Raw genomic sequence first — 16,674 nt, forward strand, 5'->3', positions numbered from 1 at the left:
TGGAATTGGACATTAGCCAAGAAATGAATAATAAAGTTGAAATGACAAGCACGCTTTACACCGAACTCAATACGAACTTATTTGATGCACTAGCCAATATTAAACTGCTGGTGTGTGATGTTGACGGTGTTTTTTCAGACGGACGGATTTATCTTGGAAATGACGGTGAAGAATTAAAAGCCTTTCACACTCGCGACGGGTACGGCGTTAAAGCACTTGTCAGTCATCATATTGATGTTGCAGTTATTACCGGTAGGCGCTCAGCCATTGTTGAAAAAAGAATGAAGGCGTTAAACGTAGCGCACATTATTCAAGGTGAAGAAAATAAATTTGACGCGTTAAAGCAGTTAATGGACCGCCTTGAACTAACACCTGAACACATTGCCGTTGTTGGTGATGATATGCCTGACACAGGTATGTTTAAACATGCTAGCGTGAAAATAGCCGTTGCTGATGCGCACCCATACGTTATCAAACAAGCAAACTGGATCACAACCCTACCAGGCGGCTTTGGTGCAGTCAGAGAGATTTCTGACACACTACTACAAGCCCATGGCGTCACCGATGGGATATTTGGGGCTAGCGTATGAATCAATTCGGCTTCAACCGTCTTGGCGTCAGTATTTCAGCGCTGTTTATTTTAGCTATGCTGATGTACATTCCTACTTGGATGGAAGAAGACCCGGTGTTAGAAACATCTGAGGGGTTAAACGCGTTAAAGCCGGCTTATAGAGCCAAAAATTTAACGACAACCCTTTATAACAGCGAAGGGCAACTTAATCATAAGGTATTCGCTTCTTCTATGGAGCATTACGACCAGCTTGGCTTTGTTTCTTTTGAGAGGCCAAACTACACTCTCTATACCAATGATGCCGGCTCACCGTGGATAGTGACGGCGTTAGAGGGAACCTTGTATAACAATGAATTAATACAATTAGAAAACAATGTGACAATTGAAAATCAAAGTCGTGACGACTTTGTAAAATCAATTACCACCGAATATATTCAGATTAATTTGAATGACAAACAGATGACGTCAGATCAACCCGTAGAGATACGCGGCATGCAGTATGTTATTCAAAGCAACGGATTCAACGCAAACCTGCGTACCCAAAAATATGAGCTCATCGACCATGTACAAACTACGTATTCTCCTAGCAATTAGTGCGCTGCTAGTGCTATGCACTCGCTCTGCATTTAGTAATGAAAACGACTTCGGCCTACCCATTGAGATTGGCTCTAACTCTCAATTCATCGATGGTAAAAATAAGACTGCTTTATACAAAGATAATGTACTTATTACTCAAGGCTCACTCACCATCGAGGCAGATGAAGTTGAAGTTATCGCGTCAGAAGGAAGTGGGCGTGAGATTTTTGTAGCTCGTGGAAATCCAGCAAGTTATTCGCAAGAGCTTGAGGACGGTAACCCGGTGTCTGCGAAAGCGAATGAAATACGCTATGAAGTGGCTAAGCGCACGATTTCACTCAATGGAAATGCGGAACTTAAACAGGATACTAGCCAAGTTAAAGGCAACAGCATAACCTTCGATATGGTGACTGAACAGCTGCTGGCAACTGGTGGCGCTGATGATGCCAGTGGACGTGTTACTACCGTATTCACACCAGAGTCTATCCGCAAAGTGAAGGATGAGCGCAGCCAAGATAATGACGGTAATAGCAGCAATAACGATGGCAAAGGCGAGCAGTAACAATGGCAACTCTCAGCGCAAAGAACCTTGCTAAGGCATATAAATCTCGACAAGTAGTCATTGACGTCAGTCTGTCAGTCTCTACCGGGCAAATTGTCGGGTTATTGGGGCCTAACGGCGCGGGAAAAACCACGACCTTTTACATGATTGTGGGGTTGGTTCCCTCAGACAAAGGCCAAATATCTATTGATGATAATGAATTAACTCATCAACCAATGCACGAACGTGCACGAGGCGGTATCGGTTATTTGCCACAGGAAGCGTCAATCTTTAGAAAGCTGACTGTGCATGAAAATATTATGGCTATTTTGCAAACTCGAAAAGAGTTAAATTCTCAGCAACAAGAAGAAGAAGCTGACGCGCTACTTGATGAATTTAATATCAACCATATACGTAATAGTACGGGTATGAGTCTTTCCGGTGGAGAACGCCGTCGAGTGGAGATAGCACGTGCATTAGCAGCAAAACCTGAATTTATTTTGCTCGATGAACCATTTGCTGGTGTTGATCCAATATCAGTTAATGATATAAAGAAGATAATACAGCACCTTCGTGACAGAGGGTTGGGTATACTCATTACCGACCACAACGTGCGGGAAACGTTGGATGTCTGTGAAAAGGCATACATCGTAAGTCATGGTGAACTTATTGCGCAAGGAACGGCGGAACAGGTTTTAAGTAATCAAAAAGTAAGGGATGTATACCTAGGCGAACAATTCAGGCTATAGTTATTGTATGTAACCTAATTGTCCTTTTTCAAAAACAGCTCAGGTATATTCACTCAAGAGCATTAAAATAAGATATAGATGAAACCATCTTTACAGCTAAAATTTAGTCAACAACTAACGATGACTCCGCAACTTCAGCAGGCAATCAAGCTGCTGCAGTTGTCTACACTTGATCTTCAACAGGAGATCCAAGAGGCTCTCGATTCCAATCCTCTTCTCGAAATAGAAGAAGGTAATGACGAGCCTCAGGCAGAAAAAAACAACATGGACAATGACGATAGCCAAAATGAGGCTACCGCGTCAGCGTCCAGCGACACCCTAGAATCGGGCGATGCTCTCGAAAAGAATGACTTACCCGATGAGCTGCCAATCGATAGCACTTGGGACGAATATTACTCAGCTTCTTCAGCGCCAGCACCAGGTCCATCTAACAATGATGATGATCATATTTTTCAAGGCGAAACCACTGACGACATTCAAACTCACCTTCTTTGGCAAATGCGTTTAACGCCTTTTTCTGATATCGATAGAGCAATAGCCATTGCCATTATCGACTCAATTGACGAGTCGGGCTACCTCACCGCTTCGCTAGATGAAATATTAGAAGCGGTAAATTTTGAAGATATTGAAACAGAAAACATAGAAGAAGAAATTGAGCTTGATGAAGTAGAATGTGTATTAAAACGCATTCAAATGTTCGACCCTATTGGTTCAGGCTCTCGCTCTCCACAGGAATGTTTAATGGTGCAACTGCGCCAGTTTGCCGACGATACACCTTGGCTAGAAGAAGCGAAAAGGCTAATTGAAGACTACTCTGACCTTTTGAGCAGCAAAGACTACAGAACGCTTATGCGCAAGAGTCGATTGAAGGAAGATGAACTTCGGGAGGCCATGCGTTTACTTCAAACCTTGAACCCTCGCCCAGGTAGTGCTTTAGTTACTAAAGAGCCTGAGTATGTTATTCCTGATGTATCTGTGGCGAAGAAAAACGGTCGCTGGACTGTTGAACTTAACCCCGACAGTTTACCTAAGCTTGGTGTAAATCAGCAATACGCGGCAATGAGCCGTAAAGCAAAAAACAGCAGTGACTCTCAGTTTATTCGTTCTCATATGCAAGAAGCTAAATGGTTTATAAAGAGTTTAGAGTCTAGAAACGATACCTTAATGAAAGTGGCTAACTGTATCGTTCAACAGCAAATGGGATTTTTTGAGCACGGACCAGAAATGATGAAACCAATGGTGCTCAATGATGTCGCAGAAATGGTGGATATGCACGAATCCACAATATCGCGAGTAACGACTCAGAAGTATATGCATACGCCGCGCGGTATTTACGAATTGAAGTATTTCTTTTCGAGCCATGTGGCAACTGAGTCTGGCGGCGAATGCTCGTCAACGGCCATTCGTGCATTAATTAAGAAATTGGTAGCAGCAGAAACGCCAAGCAAACCATTAAGCGATAGCAAAATTGCTTTATTGTTGGCAGAGCAAGGCATAAAAGTCGCTCGGCGGACAATAGCAAAATACCGGGAGTCTTTATCGATACCCCCGTCTAACCAACGCAAAAGCCTTATCTAAAGGCGTAATATTAAAAGGAAGACGAAATATGCAAATCAACCTAACTGGTCATCATGTGGAAATCACCGATTCTTTGCGTAATTATGTCGATACGAAGTTTAGTAAACTCGAGCGTCACTTTGATCACATTTCTAATGTGCATGTCATCCTGAACGTAGAAAAAATAAACCAAAAAGCAGAAGCTACGATGCACTTAAGTGGTGCCGAAGTATTTGCATCCTCAGAAAATACCGATATGTATGCGGCGATTGACAGCATGGTTGATAAACTCGACAGGCAGGTGATCAAGCATAAGGAAAAGCTGAAAAAGCATTAATAGATAATTAAGCATGGATATTAAAGCCATCGTAAGCCTGAACCGCACCGAGTGTGCGGTTCAGTGCAATAGCAAGAAGCGAATATTAGAAATCATTTCTGACATTGCTGCCCAAGACAATGAAAGCATTGACCAAGTCACCGTGCTGAACAGTCTCTTATCAAGAGAGCGGATGGGCAGTACAGGAATAGGTAACGGTATAGCGCTCCCCCATGGCCGCCTAGCGGGTTTAGAACACGTTATGGCCATCATTGTAACCTGCATTCCAGCGATTAATTTTGACGCCCTCGATGAAAAACCTGTCGATATATTTTTTGCACTTCTAGTGCCTGAAGAACAGACAGAGGGACATTTACAAACCTTAGCGACAGTGGCTGGTAAGCTCAGCGACAAAGACACTGTCAAAGCGATACGCAGAGCCAAAACCAACGAAGATATTGTTTCAGCACTTGGCATGTAAAGACAGTTTCAAAAGATACATTGACGTTTTCGTCATTTTTTTGTTTAGGGAGAAATATCGGTGAAGCTGATCATTATCAGTGGTCGTTCAGGCTCAGGAAAGTCGGTGGCATTAAGAGCACTGGAAGATTTGGGCTACTATTGTGTCGATAATATTCCCGTCAATTTGCTACCAACGCTCACCCATACTGTTGTGGATGAATACGATCAGGTAGCGGTGAGTATCGACGTACGCAATTTGCCAAAGAATCCCAACGATTTGGTAGAAATATTAGACTACCTACCCTCCTCTTGGTCGATGACGATTGTTTACATTGACGCCAGTGACGACGTGTTAGTAAAGCGCTTTAGCGAAACTAGACGTTTACACCCTCTAGCGAAATTAAATAAATCGCTCTCTGAGGCCATAAAGGCAGAATCAACGTTGCTTGGGCCTATTGTTGAGCGTGCTGACCTCTACTTAGACACAGATAAGCTTACTATACATCAGTTGGCCGAAATTATTCGCGAGCGGATTTTAGGTAAAAAGAGTTCTCGTTTAGTGTTGGTGTTTGAATCTTTTGGCTTTAAGCACGGTATACCTAAAGATGCTGACTATGTATTTGATGCTCGTTTCTTGCCGAACCCTCACTGGGAGCCTGATTTGCGGCATTTGACGGGTTTAGACGCACCTGTAGAAGTATTTCTTGGCTCACAACCTGTGGTAACTAAGTTTGTATGGCAAATCCAAAACTTAATGACCACATGGCTGCCTCATCTTGAGCGAAATAATAGAAGCTATGTCACGGTAGCTATTGGCTGTACGGGTGGTCAGCACCGGTCTGTCTATATTGCGCAGACGTTGTCAAAAACATTCGGTGAAATTCATCCTGATGTGCAGATACGCCACAGAGAGCTAAATTAACCACTCGCAATAATAAACAAGAGCGTAAATACTAGTGACTATTGAGAAAACACTCACCATCGTCAATAAACTTGGCCTTCATGCGAGGGCAGCAACCCAACTGGTTCAGCTTGCTAATCAGTTTGATGCCAAAATAATTCTTGAAAAAGGTGATAAACAGGCCGACGCAAGCAGCGTGCTTGGGTTGATGATGCTTGAAAGCCATCAGGGTGAGCAGGTTAACGTGATTGTTGAAGGCGATGATGCAGAGGACGCCTTAGCCGCTATTGAAACACTCATTGAAGGTCGCTTTAACGAAGACGAGTAACCTCGTAGGCCTTCTTATAGGTCAGCTCTTCACTGGCCGCTGGCTAAGCGTTTATATAACGTCTTATATAAGTGCTCTGGTAAACGCTTATATCACCGATGATATAACTGCCGACAAGACAGCCAACATAAGCGCTGACACGTAAAAACCCATTTTAAAACAATGTATTTATCATGACACTGCTAGGGTAAATACGCTATTCTATAAGCTCAATATATTTGGTCATTGTCTACGGCGTGAAATACGCTTTCTTTGGGCACACTCTTGGTTAGGAATTGCTTTTCATGGCAGAAGCTCTCGTTTCTAAATATGTACAAACTCAATTGCGAACGCTCAACAATGCGCTGAGTAACGGCCAGTTTGTGTCGGTTAGAAAGCTCCTTCTCGAACTTCCGCCTTCCGACGTAGCCCACATTTTAGAGTCTAGCCCTAGCCGCACTCGTGACGAGCTATGGGAGTTGATTGACGGCGACTTTCACGGCGATATTTTAGAAGAGCTTTCTGACGATGTGCGAAACGGTATCATCACTAAAATGCTGCCTGCAAACGTCGTTGACGCGCTTGAGGAAATGGACACCGATGATTTAGCAGAGACCCTAAGCAGTCTGCCAGAGACTGTACTACTCGATATCTTGGATTCTATGGACGCACAAGACCGTGTGCGCGCCGAACAAGCCTTGTCTTATGGTGAAGAGACAGCAGGCTTCATCATGAATACCGACACTATCACCCTGCGTCCCGATGTCACTATTGATGTGGTGTTGCGTTACATCCGCCTTAAGGGCGAACTGCCAGAAAACACAGATACCTTTTATGTGGTCAATCGCACTGACAACCTGGTTGGTATCGTACCGGTTACCAGACTATTAACTGCCGACACCAGTGACAAGGTGTCTGATGTGATGGACGAAGAGTCAGAGGCCATTCCGGTCAACATGCCAGACGATGAAGTCGCAAGTCTGTTTGAGCGCTATAACTGGCTTTCGGCACCTGTTGTTGATGAAAACAATCGCCTTGTAGGGCGTATCACCATTGATGACGTGGTTGATATTATCCGCGAAGACGCGGAACACTCCATGATGAGTATGGCTGGACTAGACGATGATGAAGATACCTTCGCCCCCGTTATGCAAAGTACCAAGAGACGTTCAGTGTGGCTAGCGGTAAACCTTGCCACGGCCTTAATGGCTGCAATGGTGAGCGACTTGTTCGAAGAAACGTTAAGCGCATTAGCTGTACTCGCTATTTTAAACACCATTGTACCAAGCATGGGTGGTGTGGCAGGTAACCAAACTCTGACTCTTGTTATACGCGGTATGGCATTAGGCCATGTCAACGCGAATAACTCCCGCTGGCTGATTAGCAAAGAGATTGCCATTGGTGTATTAAACGGCATTATTTGGGCGGTATTAATAGCGTCTGTCATCGCACTGTGGAAGCAAGACTATATGCTAGGCGTCATCATTGCATTTGCTATGCTTGTTAATATGATTGCGGCTGCATTAGCCGGCGCTACATTGCCCATGATAATGAAACGATTGAAGATAGATCCAGCACTTGCAGGAAGCGTCATTTTAACCACCATCACAGACGTGGTGGGTATTTTTGCATTCTTAGGTACCGCCACTCTTTTTTTGGTGTAGCGCCAAAATAAGATTGTCAGCAATTCGGGGATATACTCATGAAACGCATAATATTAGCCGTTGGTTTACTTACTCCCTTCTTAGTAGCTGCTGGAAACGTTAGTTACACGTCAACGCCTATTCAAATTGATGGTGTTTCAGAAGATGCTTGGGATAAAGCCACATGGCACGATATGCCCTATTTAATGGATGGAGCACTCCCTGATTCAGATGGAGACTTTAAAGGCCGCTATCGATTACTGTGGGATGAAAACTATCTCTATTTGCAGGCGAGTATCAGCGATGATGTGCTCATTGACACTCATGCTAACCCCACTAAAAAATATTGGAATGATGATGCGCTTGAAGTATTTATAGATAGTGATGCCTCTGGTGGTAATCATCAATTTAACCATACTGCATTTGCCTATCACATAGGCCTTGATAACCAAGCGGCCGACTTTGGGCCTGACAGAAAACCCCACCTGTACACAGAGCATCTTACAAGCCGATGGCAACGACAAACATCGCCGCCTTATAACATCATCTGGGAAGTGGCGATTAAACTCTTTCCCAATAATTACCAAGAAAGTGCCGATAACGCCCCATTAGTGTTACATAAACACCAAATTGTTGGTTTCATGCTGGCTTATTGTGACAATGATGGCAGTGAATTACGTGAGCATTTTATGGGATCTCATGAGATACAGGCGGTAAACGGTGACAAAAACCGTGGATACATCGATGCAGATGTTTTCGCAAAGATAACCTTACTACCTAAAGAGTAGCGGTTGTGACCTAACACTTTTAATAACTATCACGATTAACAGCTACCGCTCTAAAAAATCAGCCTTAAACACAAAAACCGCAGTATTTCACAATACTGCGGCTTTTGAATAGTTCGGGCTTACAAGTAAGCCATTACTGTTATCAATGCTACTTAATGACCTTCAGCGTAGGCTTACCTTTTTTAGGTGGTACAGGCGCATTGCTTGAAGCAGGCCCATCAGCATCTTCAATAGAAGTTGGCCCTGTTTGTTCTGGCTCGCTAAGAATGCGCTCTTCCGACTCCAAAGAATCTGAACGTGCTACGTCTTCTTCTGTGGCAAAAACAGTACCAGCACCATTCTCACGTGCGTATATTGCAATTACCGCTTCGCAGGGCATGCTTAGACGACGAGGTTGGCCTCCAAAACGCGCTTGAAAAGACAAACCGTTTATATCGAGGTTAAATCCAACGCAGGCACTCGGCGATACATTAAGTACAATCTGGCCGTCTTTAACAAATTCTTGCGGAACTTCAACCAATTCGTTTGTTGCATCAACAACAACGTATGGCGTCATATCGTTATCCACTATCCATTCATAAAAAGCCCTAAGTAGATAGGGCTGGTTTGACGTCATAGATGTCATAATGGGTTGTGGATCTCGCGCTCTTGGTCAGTCAAAGATGCTTTGAACGAACTGCGAGAGAAAATACGGTTCATGTAAGTACTAATTTCCTTGCTACCTGTTCCACTAAGCTCGATGCCTAATGCAGGTAAACGCCATAATAGCGGCGCTAAATAGCAATCTACCAAGCTGAACTCTTCACTCATAAAGTAAGGCATTTCAGCAAAAACAGGTGCTAAAGATAGAATAGCTTCACGAAGTTCATTACGTGATGACTCAACATCGCCTTCACCGCGGAAAATGCGTGCAGCTAGTGAATACCAATCTTGCTCGATGCGGTGCATCATTAAACGACTAGTACCACGAGACACTGGGTATACCGGCATCAATGGTGGGTGCGGGAAGCGCTCATCAAGGTATTCCATGATGATGTGAGACTTATAAAGTACGAGTTCACGATCAACAAGAGTGGGTACCGTACCGTATGGGTTTAACTCCAACAGATCTTCAGATAAGTTACTAGGATCTGTGTAGCTGATTTCAACACCCACACCTTTTTCTGCCAACACAATACGAACCTGGTGGCTATAAATATCAATTGTGTCAGAGAACAACGTCATGATAGAACGTTTATTCGCGGCTACGGCCATTCAATTTCCTCCGTCGAGAAACAAGTTAATGCCCACTGTTAAAATGAGCGAATTACAAATGCCAAAAAAGGGGGCGAGAAGCCCCCTTTTGGTATTATACATAAATCTGTGCGATTAGTGCACTTCTCGCCAGTAATCTTTCTTGAGCAAGTAAACAAACACAAATAATACGGCAATAAAGATAAGTACCCACTTACCAATTTTGTGCGACTCAAGTTTAGATGGCTCGCCGGTATACTCCAAGAAGTTCACGATATCAGTAACCGCTTGGTCGTATTCGTCAGGAGACATTGAACCTGTGCCATCTGACTTGATACCCACATAGCGCTTAACCATCTCGCCATCTACCATCTGCTCTTCATAAGTACGCGTCGGCGTGCCTTGAAGAGGTTGTAAAACGTGAGGCATACCCACTTCCGGGAACACGGTATTGTTAACACCAAACGGTCTGCTTTCGTCCACATAGAATGCACGCAAATAGGTGTATATCCAATCTGTTCCACGAACTCGAGCGACTAACGTAAGATCAGGTGGCGCAGCACCAAACCAACCGGCAGCAGCGTCTTCAGGCATTGCACGAGTGATATAGTCAGACACTTTTTCACCTGTAAACTGAAGGTACTCTTCACCTAACTCATCTGGAATACCCAAATCAGTGAATGAACGTTGATAGCGCTGATACTTCATTGAGTGACAGCCCAAGCAATAGTTCATGAACAACTGGGCACCGCGCTGCAATGAAGCCTTATCTGACAAGTCATTCGGCGCTGAGTCCAAGTGCACATTCCCACCTGCCGCCATCGCGACGCCAGGTAGAAAGAATGCTAAAAAGCATATCATTTTTTTCATTTAGGAATCCTCTCTGGCACAGGTTTAGTATTTTCGTTTTTGCTGTACAAGAACAATGCGATGAAGAAACCAAAGTACATGATTGTAGCAACCTGCGACGCAATGATTTTCCAGTTTTCTTGTGGCGTACCGCCTAGGTAACCTAGGAAGATAAACACAATAGCAAACACGATGAGGTTCACCTTGTGTAAACCACAACGATAGCGCCATGATTTAACGCGACCACGGTCTACCCACGGCATCGCGAACAAGGCTGCAATAGCACCAAACATAGCAAGTACACCAAACAGCTTGTCAGGTACTGCTTTCAAAATTGCGTAGAAAGGCGTGAAATACCAAACAGGGAATATATGCGCTGGTGTTTTCAGAGGGTTAGCAATTTCAAAATTAGGGTGTTCAAGGAACTTACCACCCATTTCTGGAGCGAAGAACAATACGTAAGTAAATAGCGCCAAGAATACACAGAACGCCACTAAGTCTTTCAACACAATGTGAGGGAAGAACGGTAGAACATCGTCAGCAATGTCGTATTTGCTCGTATAGTACTCGTGAATTTTGTACTTTGTTTTCTCTGACTCTGGCAGTGAGCCCTTCTTATGCTTAATGGCTACGCCATCCGGGTTGTTAGAGCCCACTTCGTGAAGCGCAATAATGTGCAAGAACACAAGAATTACAATCACTAATGGCAATGCAATAACATGCAATGCAAAGAAACGGTTTAGCGTGGCACCTGAAATAACGTAGTCGCCCTGTAACCAAATAACGAGGTCAGGACCCACTACCGGAATTGCACCAAATAATGAAACGATTACCTGAGCACCCCAGTAAGACATTTGTCCCCATGGAAGTACGTATCCCATGAAGGCTTCAGCCATCAGTGCAAGATAGATAAACATACCAAACACCCACAGTAGCTCACGTGGCTTTTGGTACGAACCGTATATCATCCCGCGGAACATATGCATGTATACAACGATGAAGAACGCTGATGCGCCTGTACTGTGCATATAACGGATTATCCATCCGTAATCAATTTCACGCATGATGTATTCAACAGATGCAAAAGCGCCCTCTGCTGAAGGTACAAAGTTCATGGTTAGCCAAATACCAGTAATTATTTGGTTGACCAGAACGATGGTTGCTAAAAACCCAAATACATACCAAAAGTTCATGTTTTTTGGCGCTGGGTATTGAATAGCGTGCATGTTTGCAACGCGCATCACCGGGATGCGGTCTTCAATCCAACCTAGAAAAGCGTTCATATAATTAAGCCTCCGCTTCTGAACCAATGATGATATTTGTATCATCAACGAACTGATAAGGCGGCACTACTAGGTTTAATGGTGCAGGAACGTTTTGAAATACACGTCCTGCCATATCAAACTTAGAACCGTGGCACGGGCAGAAGAAACCTTCAGGAACACCCTCGACGTATTCTTCAAATGCACCGTCTTTGAGATGCTGTGGAGAGCATCCAAGGTGAGTACAAATACCCACTAAGATTAAGTATTCTTCTTTCAAGGAGCGGAAGCGGTTTTGAGCAAACGTAGGTTGCTGTTCGGCTTCTGAATTTGGATCTTTAAGCTGATCTTCGTGCCCACTAAGTGCTTCTAAAAGCTCAGGGGTACGACGCACAATCCACACGGGTTTGCTTCGCCACATTACACGCACTAACTGTCCAGGCTCAATCCCGCTGATATCTACTTCAACGTCAGCACCGGCCGCTTTCGCTTTGGCACTTGGATTCCAGGACGCAATAAAAGGCACTGCAGCACCAACGACACCTACACCGCCAACAACCGACGTGGCAACGGTCAAAAACCGACGACGGGTGTTGTTCTCAGGCTGATCTTCGTTATGTGCAGACTTTGTTGCATCTACAGATACATTGCTCATCCACATTTCTCCAGGTTTGGATAATTATGATGCCATCTTAAAGGCTTATACTGGTTTTATCTCGCCTGTATTACCGCATCATATGGCTTGTCGTGATAGCGAACACACAGCAAAATGCGCTGTTTGATAACTCCACGAAAGTTTTCAAATTTTTCGACTGTAAATGATAAAAGAAAAGCCCTTATAAACACAAGGTTTTACTGGTATTTAAGCACAAATTTAATTCATTAGAATTGAGGGCGAAACTGATCATAAGTGTGCTAAATCAAGGCTTTGCTGCATATCGCGGTTGAAAAGCTGAGGAAATTAAACCTTTTTTATTTTATTCAATTTCTTACAGGCAATAAAAAACCCGGCATAGCCGGGTTTTTGCAATACAAAAAACGTAGATTAACGTTTTGAGAATTGTGGACGCTTACGCGCTTTGTGTAGACCCACTTTCTTACGTTCAACCTGACGAGCGTCACGAGTAACGAAGCCAGCTTTGCGTAGTGCAGGACGTAGTGCTTCATCATACTCCATAAGAGCACGAGTGATGCCGTGACGAATAGCGCCAGCTTGACCATTTGAACCACCACCTTTAACAGTGATGTATAGGTCAAACTTTTCTAGCATTTCTACAAGCTCTAGAGGTTGACGAACAACCATACACTCTGTTTCGCGACCAAAGTACTCATCAAGAGCACGTTTGTTTACCTGAATGCTACCTGTGCCTGGACGCAAGAAAACACGAGCGGTAGAACTTTTGCGGCGGCCGGTGCCGTAGTATTGAGTATCTGCCATGTCGAATTCCCCTTAGATGTCCAAAACTTGTGGTTGCTGTGCTGCATGATTATGCTCTGCACCAGCGTAAACTTTCATTTTACGGAACATTGCACGGCCTAGAGGACCTTTTGGCAGCATTCCTTTCACTGCTTTCTCAATAACCATTTCTGGTTTGAAAGCTAGCAGCTTTTCAAAGTTAGTTTCTTTCAGACCACCTGGATAGCCACTGTGTGCATAGTAGATTTTGTTTAATGCTTTACGGCCAGTAACCGTAATTTTGTCAGCATTAATAACAATAATATAATCACCAGTGTCTACGTGAGGCGTGTACTCTGGCTTATGCTTACCACGAAGGCGCAATGCGATTTCTGAAGCCAAACGGCCTAGAGTTTTGTCTGTGGCGTCAACCACGTACCAGTCACGTTGTACCGTTTCTGGCTTTGCAACAAAAGTTTTCATTTAAATATCACCCGAATAATATCGTCGTTACTGATTTCTGAACACCAGAAATCACCATAAAATCAACACAAAGACCCCTTCGAGCCGGTCGATTCTTCCACCTTCCCAAAGGTGGGCGTAACTGGGCAGGGCGCGAATTATACAGATTTTATCGCAAATGCGAACCCCTATAGTGAAAAAAATGTACAGTTTTTCTGCTTTAAACGGTGACTTCCATTTCAATATAAGATAATGTTTATCTGCTTTATTTTTGACCAATTATAATAACGACAAAAATAACTAAACAGATAAATAGAAAATAACGACAGCATCATGAATCGCCCTACAGCATTTTTTATTGTCAACCTTATGGCTTGTGCCGTAACGTTGTCTGTTTTGCCTTACCCAGCGACTGCCCTCTTCTATGAGTCGGCTCAAGATGTAGTTAATGATGATGGTGTTGAAAGGATTAATGAAAATTCTGATGACGCACCTAGCGACTCGCTTGACAAGAAAGACGGTGCAGCGAACACGGTTGTTATATCCAAAGCCTTTGCGAACAATGACTTTGGGAAATACCAAATATCAGTGTTGTCCCGAGCCCTTGAAGTCACTTCAGATTTCGGCGAACTAACCGTTTCCCTTCACCCACAGCCAATGTCCCAAAGCCGTCAATTGCGAAGCGTACTTGAGGGCTCTGTCGATATTATGTGGAGCGTAACGAGTAAATCTAGAGAGAGTAAACTCACTCCAATACGCTTACCCTTACTGCGTGGCTATTCTGGTCATCGCATCATCGTCGTGAACAAAAAGGAAAAAGCACAGTTCGAAGGCATAACTTCACTGAAAGTTTTAAAAGAAAAGAAGTTTGTGCAAGGTTCTGATTGGCCAGATTTGAAAATACTCAAAGCCAACGGCTTCGGCGTAATGAGTGAAGATTGGAGTACGTGGTTTAGCTCTATGTACCTACTCGTTGAGCGCAATGTGGTAGACGGCTTTCCTAGAAATATTATTGAGATACATAACGACATTCAGTACTTTGATAGTAGCACCTTAGCCATAGATGAAAATCATCTCATTACTTATCCCAACTACGAGTATTTCTTTGTACGCTCAGACAAACAGCAATTAGCCAATAGGATCCGTCTTGGACTTATAAGGCTGATTCAATCGGGGGAGCTAGAAGAAATTTTCCATAGTATTGATACTCACTTACTCGCTAATGAGCTACTTAATGACACCAAACGCCAAGTACATCAATTAGAAAACCCCCTCATTCCTGGCCCCCTTGACTATGCAGATTGGGTCAAAACTCCTCAGCTTGCAGTTAAAGCTATGGAGCTGGAAATGGGTTCCCCCTCGGTGGCTATTGATGTGAGTAATTAGTAACTATAAGTTCTTAGCAGTTCCAATTTAACCAGCGCGCTCCTACTATATTTAAAAAATAAAAAGGATTGTTTATGCCTAAAATCCCCCGCTCTCCAACGCATGATTACACCCGTGACATGAGCGAAAAACGCAGACAGTTTATCGAAAACGAAACCAATGCATCGCTTGCTCATTCGAGCCAATTTTCCATTGAGCCGGAATCGTTGGCTGGAAATATTGAAAACTTCACCGGTGTGGCGCAAGTTCCTATTGGGTTTGCAGGTCCGATGTTGGTTAACGGAGAAGCTGCACAGGGTGATTTTTATGTGCCTATGGCGACCACTGAAGGTACGTTAGTGGCCAGTTACAGCAGAGGAATGCGTTTAACTCGAGAAGCAGGCGGCATTAAAACCACGGTAATAGACGATGCAATGCAGCGCGCCCCTATGTTTGCTTTTGCTGACGCAAGAGACGCCCTCGCCTTTGGAAAATGGGTTGATGCCAATTTTGATCATATTAAAGTTGCATGTGAAGAAACCACTTCAGTGGGAAAGCTCAGAGACATCGAACAATATGCAGTTTCAAAACTGCGCTGGCTGCGCTTTAACTTTACCTGTGGTGACGCTGCTGGGCAAAACATGGTGAGTAAAGCAACAAAAGCAGGATGCGACTGGGTATTAAAAAACTACCCTCAAAACGTTGACCACTTTGTGCTTGCCGCCAACTTAGACACCGATAAAAAGCACTCTCACCTTAACTCATTGCACACTAGAGGTAAGCGAGTTGTTGCTGAAATCACGCTGCCTAAACAATTGATGACAGACATCATGCATTGTCCCCCTGAGGCGCTTTTTAAGCAGCGTCAATATTCTAATATGGGAGCCTTTATGGCTGGCAGTGTAAACAACGGTGCTCATTTTGCTAATGGCATTACCGCGGTATTCATTGCCTGTGGCCAAGATGTAGCCAATGTCGCTGAGTCATCTGCAGGCTTCACCTATGCTGAAATTTTACCAAACGGCGACTATTACTTTTCAGTTACCATACCATCGCTTATCGTTGCAACCTATGGTGGAGGGACCGGCTTAGCAACACAGAAAGAGTGCTTAGATGTACTGGGCTGTGCGGGTAAAGGAAAAGTGAATAAGCTTGCAGAGATTATTGCGGCAACTGTGCTATGTGGCGATTTATCTCTTGGCTCTGCCATTGTGGCGAACGAATGGGTGTCTAGTCATGAAAAACTGGGCAGAAACCGTTAAGCATTAGCGCATTCAGGGCGCGATATCACAAAGTAAGCGCCTGCGCTCATAAATACTACAACACCAGCATATGCATAAAGCGGCGCGTTGGCGAATATACAAAATACGATAAAGCTAAGCAGCATGCTGCAGCAAGCCACGCACTTTGTCCGTTTAGATATTGCGCCATTGTCGCGCCATGCGCGCAGGGTTTGGCCGAAACGAGGATGCTGCAACAACCAGCGCTCGAGCTTGGGCGATGAGCGCGTAAAGCAATAAAGCGCACCAATGAGAAAAACGGTGGTTGGCATAACGGGTAAGAAAGCACCAATGACACCTAAGAGTGTGAATAACGCACCGAGTACAGCGAAAAATGGCTTACTCACTTTATTAATGATGCGAACGCTCAATTAACTCCCCTTAAGACCGTTGACAGTGACGCGTAACAGAAGCAA

At 44.0% G+C, this 16,674-nt stretch carries 21 protein-coding genes; 13 read left to right on the top strand and 8 right to left on the bottom strand.

Features of this window, described 5'->3' with window-relative positions; translation table 11 throughout:
- Positions 1 to 41: 41 nt before the first annotated feature.
- The 11 genes from kdsC to O9X84_RS08350 all read left to right on the top strand — a co-directional run bounded on the left by kdsC (position 42) and on the right by O9X84_RS08350 (position 8,411).
- The gene (kdsC, locus tag O9X84_RS08300; RefSeq protein WP_269519411.1) at positions 42 to 590 is read left to right on the top strand and encodes a 3-deoxy-manno-octulosonate-8-phosphatase KdsC; all 549 of its coding nucleotides are present in this window, start codon (positions 42 to 44) and stop codon (positions 588 to 590) included.
- Positions 587 to 1,165 carry an LPS export ABC transporter periplasmic protein LptC gene (gene lptC / locus O9X84_RS08305; RefSeq protein ID WP_269519228.1) on the top strand — a complete coding sequence of 193 codons (579 nt, stop codon included), beginning with the start codon at positions 587 to 589 and terminating at the stop codon, positions 1,163 to 1,165. Before kdsC ends, lptC begins: the two co-directional genes overlap by 4 nt.
- The gene (lptA, locus tag O9X84_RS08310; protein ID WP_269519229.1) at positions 1,134 to 1,709 is read left to right on the top strand and encodes a lipopolysaccharide transport periplasmic protein LptA; all 576 of its coding nucleotides are present in this window, start codon (positions 1,134 to 1,136) and stop codon (positions 1,707 to 1,709) included. The genes lptC and lptA overlap by 32 nt, the downstream gene beginning before the upstream one ends.
- Before the next feature lie 2 nt (positions 1,710 to 1,711).
- A complete protein-coding gene (gene lptB / locus O9X84_RS08315; RefSeq protein ID WP_269519230.1) occupies positions 1,712 to 2,437 on the top strand; it encodes an LPS export ABC transporter ATP-binding protein in 726 nt (241 codons plus the stop codon).
- A gap of 78 nt (positions 2,438 to 2,515) precedes the next feature.
- Positions 2,516 to 4,015, top strand: coding sequence for an RNA polymerase factor sigma-54 (locus O9X84_RS08320; RefSeq protein WP_269519231.1), 1,500 nt, complete (start codon positions 2,516 to 2,518; stop codon positions 4,013 to 4,015).
- A gap of 28 nt (positions 4,016 to 4,043) precedes the next feature.
- Positions 4,044 to 4,331 carry a ribosome hibernation promoting factor gene (gene hpf, locus O9X84_RS08325; RefSeq protein WP_032096336.1) on the top strand — a complete coding sequence of 96 codons (288 nt, stop codon included), beginning with the start codon at positions 4,044 to 4,046 and terminating at the stop codon, positions 4,329 to 4,331.
- Between the two features lie 13 nt (positions 4,332 to 4,344).
- Positions 4,345 to 4,791 carry a PTS IIA-like nitrogen regulatory protein PtsN gene (gene ptsN, locus O9X84_RS08330; protein WP_269519233.1) on the top strand — a complete coding sequence of 149 codons (447 nt, stop codon included), beginning with the start codon at positions 4,345 to 4,347 and terminating at the stop codon, positions 4,789 to 4,791.
- 60 nt (positions 4,792 to 4,851) lie between these two features.
- Complete coding sequence (gene rapZ, locus O9X84_RS08335; RefSeq protein WP_163107415.1) at positions 4,852 to 5,694, top strand: RNase adapter RapZ; 843 nt, start codon at positions 4,852 to 4,854, stop codon at positions 5,692 to 5,694.
- Positions 5,695 to 5,728: 34 nt separating this feature from the next.
- Positions 5,729 to 6,001, top strand: a complete 273-nt coding sequence (locus O9X84_RS08340) for an HPr family phosphocarrier protein (RefSeq protein WP_032096333.1) — start codon at positions 5,729 to 5,731, stop codon at positions 5,999 to 6,001.
- A 284-nt stretch (positions 6,002 to 6,285) separates the two neighbouring features.
- Positions 6,286 to 7,644 carry a magnesium transporter gene (gene mgtE / locus O9X84_RS08345; protein ID WP_269519234.1) on the top strand — a complete coding sequence of 453 codons (1,359 nt, stop codon included), beginning with the start codon at positions 6,286 to 6,288 and terminating at the stop codon, positions 7,642 to 7,644.
- Positions 7,645 to 7,682: 38 nt separating this feature from the next.
- Positions 7,683 to 8,411: a CBM9 family sugar-binding protein gene (locus O9X84_RS08350; RefSeq protein ID WP_269519236.1), complete on the top strand. Its 729-nt coding sequence runs from the start codon at positions 7,683 to 7,685 to the stop codon at positions 8,409 to 8,411.
- A gap of 148 nt (positions 8,412 to 8,559) precedes the next feature.
- On the opposite strand, the gene O9X84_RS08355 is transcribed toward O9X84_RS08350, so the two are convergent.
- The 7 genes from O9X84_RS08355 to rplM form a co-directional block, all read right to left on the bottom strand.
- Positions 8,560 to 9,036 carry a ClpXP protease specificity-enhancing factor gene (locus O9X84_RS08355; RefSeq protein ID WP_269519237.1) on the bottom strand — a complete coding sequence of 159 codons (477 nt, stop codon included), beginning with the start codon at positions 9,034 to 9,036 and terminating at the stop codon, positions 8,560 to 8,562.
- Positions 9,033 to 9,665 (bottom strand): stringent starvation protein SspA, encoded by a 633-nt coding sequence (sspA, locus tag O9X84_RS08360; protein ID WP_032096330.1) that lies wholly within the window; start codon positions 9,663 to 9,665, stop codon positions 9,033 to 9,035. Before sspA ends, O9X84_RS08355 begins: the two co-directional genes overlap by 4 nt.
- A 114-nt stretch (positions 9,666 to 9,779) precedes the next feature.
- Positions 9,780 to 10,514: a cytochrome c1 gene (locus tag O9X84_RS08365; RefSeq protein ID WP_269519239.1), complete on the bottom strand. Its 735-nt coding sequence runs from the start codon at positions 10,512 to 10,514 to the stop codon at positions 9,780 to 9,782.
- Entirely contained in the window at positions 10,511 to 11,776 is a 1,266-nt protein-coding gene (locus O9X84_RS08370; protein ID WP_269519241.1) for a cytochrome b, read from the bottom strand. The genes O9X84_RS08365 and O9X84_RS08370 overlap by 4 nt, the downstream gene beginning before the upstream one ends.
- A gap of 4 nt (positions 11,777 to 11,780) precedes the next feature.
- Positions 11,781 to 12,410: a ubiquinol-cytochrome c reductase iron-sulfur subunit gene (gene petA / locus O9X84_RS08375; RefSeq protein ID WP_269519242.1), complete on the bottom strand. Its 630-nt coding sequence runs from the start codon at positions 12,408 to 12,410 to the stop codon at positions 11,781 to 11,783.
- Between the two features lie 390 nt (positions 12,411 to 12,800).
- Positions 12,801 to 13,193: a 30S ribosomal protein S9 gene (gene rpsI, locus O9X84_RS08380; protein ID WP_269519243.1), complete on the bottom strand. Its 393-nt coding sequence runs from the start codon at positions 13,191 to 13,193 to the stop codon at positions 12,801 to 12,803.
- Positions 13,194 to 13,205: 12 nt separating this feature from the next.
- On the bottom strand, positions 13,206 to 13,634 hold the full coding sequence (gene rplM, locus O9X84_RS08385; RefSeq protein WP_269519244.1) for a 50S ribosomal protein L13: 429 nt from the start codon (positions 13,632 to 13,634) through the stop codon (positions 13,206 to 13,208).
- Between the two features lie 312 nt (positions 13,635 to 13,946).
- On the opposite strand from rplM, the gene O9X84_RS08390 reads away from it, so the two are divergent.
- Together O9X84_RS08390 and O9X84_RS08395 are read left to right on the top strand one after the other, a co-directional pair.
- Positions 13,947 to 14,999 carry a transporter substrate-binding domain-containing protein gene (locus tag O9X84_RS08390; RefSeq protein ID WP_269519245.1) on the top strand — a complete coding sequence of 351 codons (1,053 nt, stop codon included), beginning with the start codon at positions 13,947 to 13,949 and terminating at the stop codon, positions 14,997 to 14,999.
- 74 nt (positions 15,000 to 15,073) lie between these two features.
- Entirely contained in the window at positions 15,074 to 16,240 is a 1,167-nt protein-coding gene (locus tag O9X84_RS08395) for a hydroxymethylglutaryl-CoA reductase (protein WP_269519246.1), read from the top strand.
- Here O9X84_RS08395 and O9X84_RS08400 read toward each other — a convergent pair.
- Positions 16,237 to 16,629 carry a YbaN family protein gene (locus O9X84_RS08400; RefSeq protein WP_269519247.1) on the bottom strand — a complete coding sequence of 131 codons (393 nt, stop codon included), beginning with the start codon at positions 16,627 to 16,629 and terminating at the stop codon, positions 16,237 to 16,239. The two genes, O9X84_RS08395 and O9X84_RS08400, sit on opposite strands and share 4 nt — an antisense overlap.
- Between the last annotated feature and the right edge of the window lie 45 nt (positions 16,630 to 16,674).

Origin of the sequence: Alteromonas sp. BMJM2 (assembly GCF_027257845.1) — a bacterium.
GTDB lineage: Bacteria > Pseudomonadota > Gammaproteobacteria > Enterobacterales > Alteromonadaceae > Alteromonas.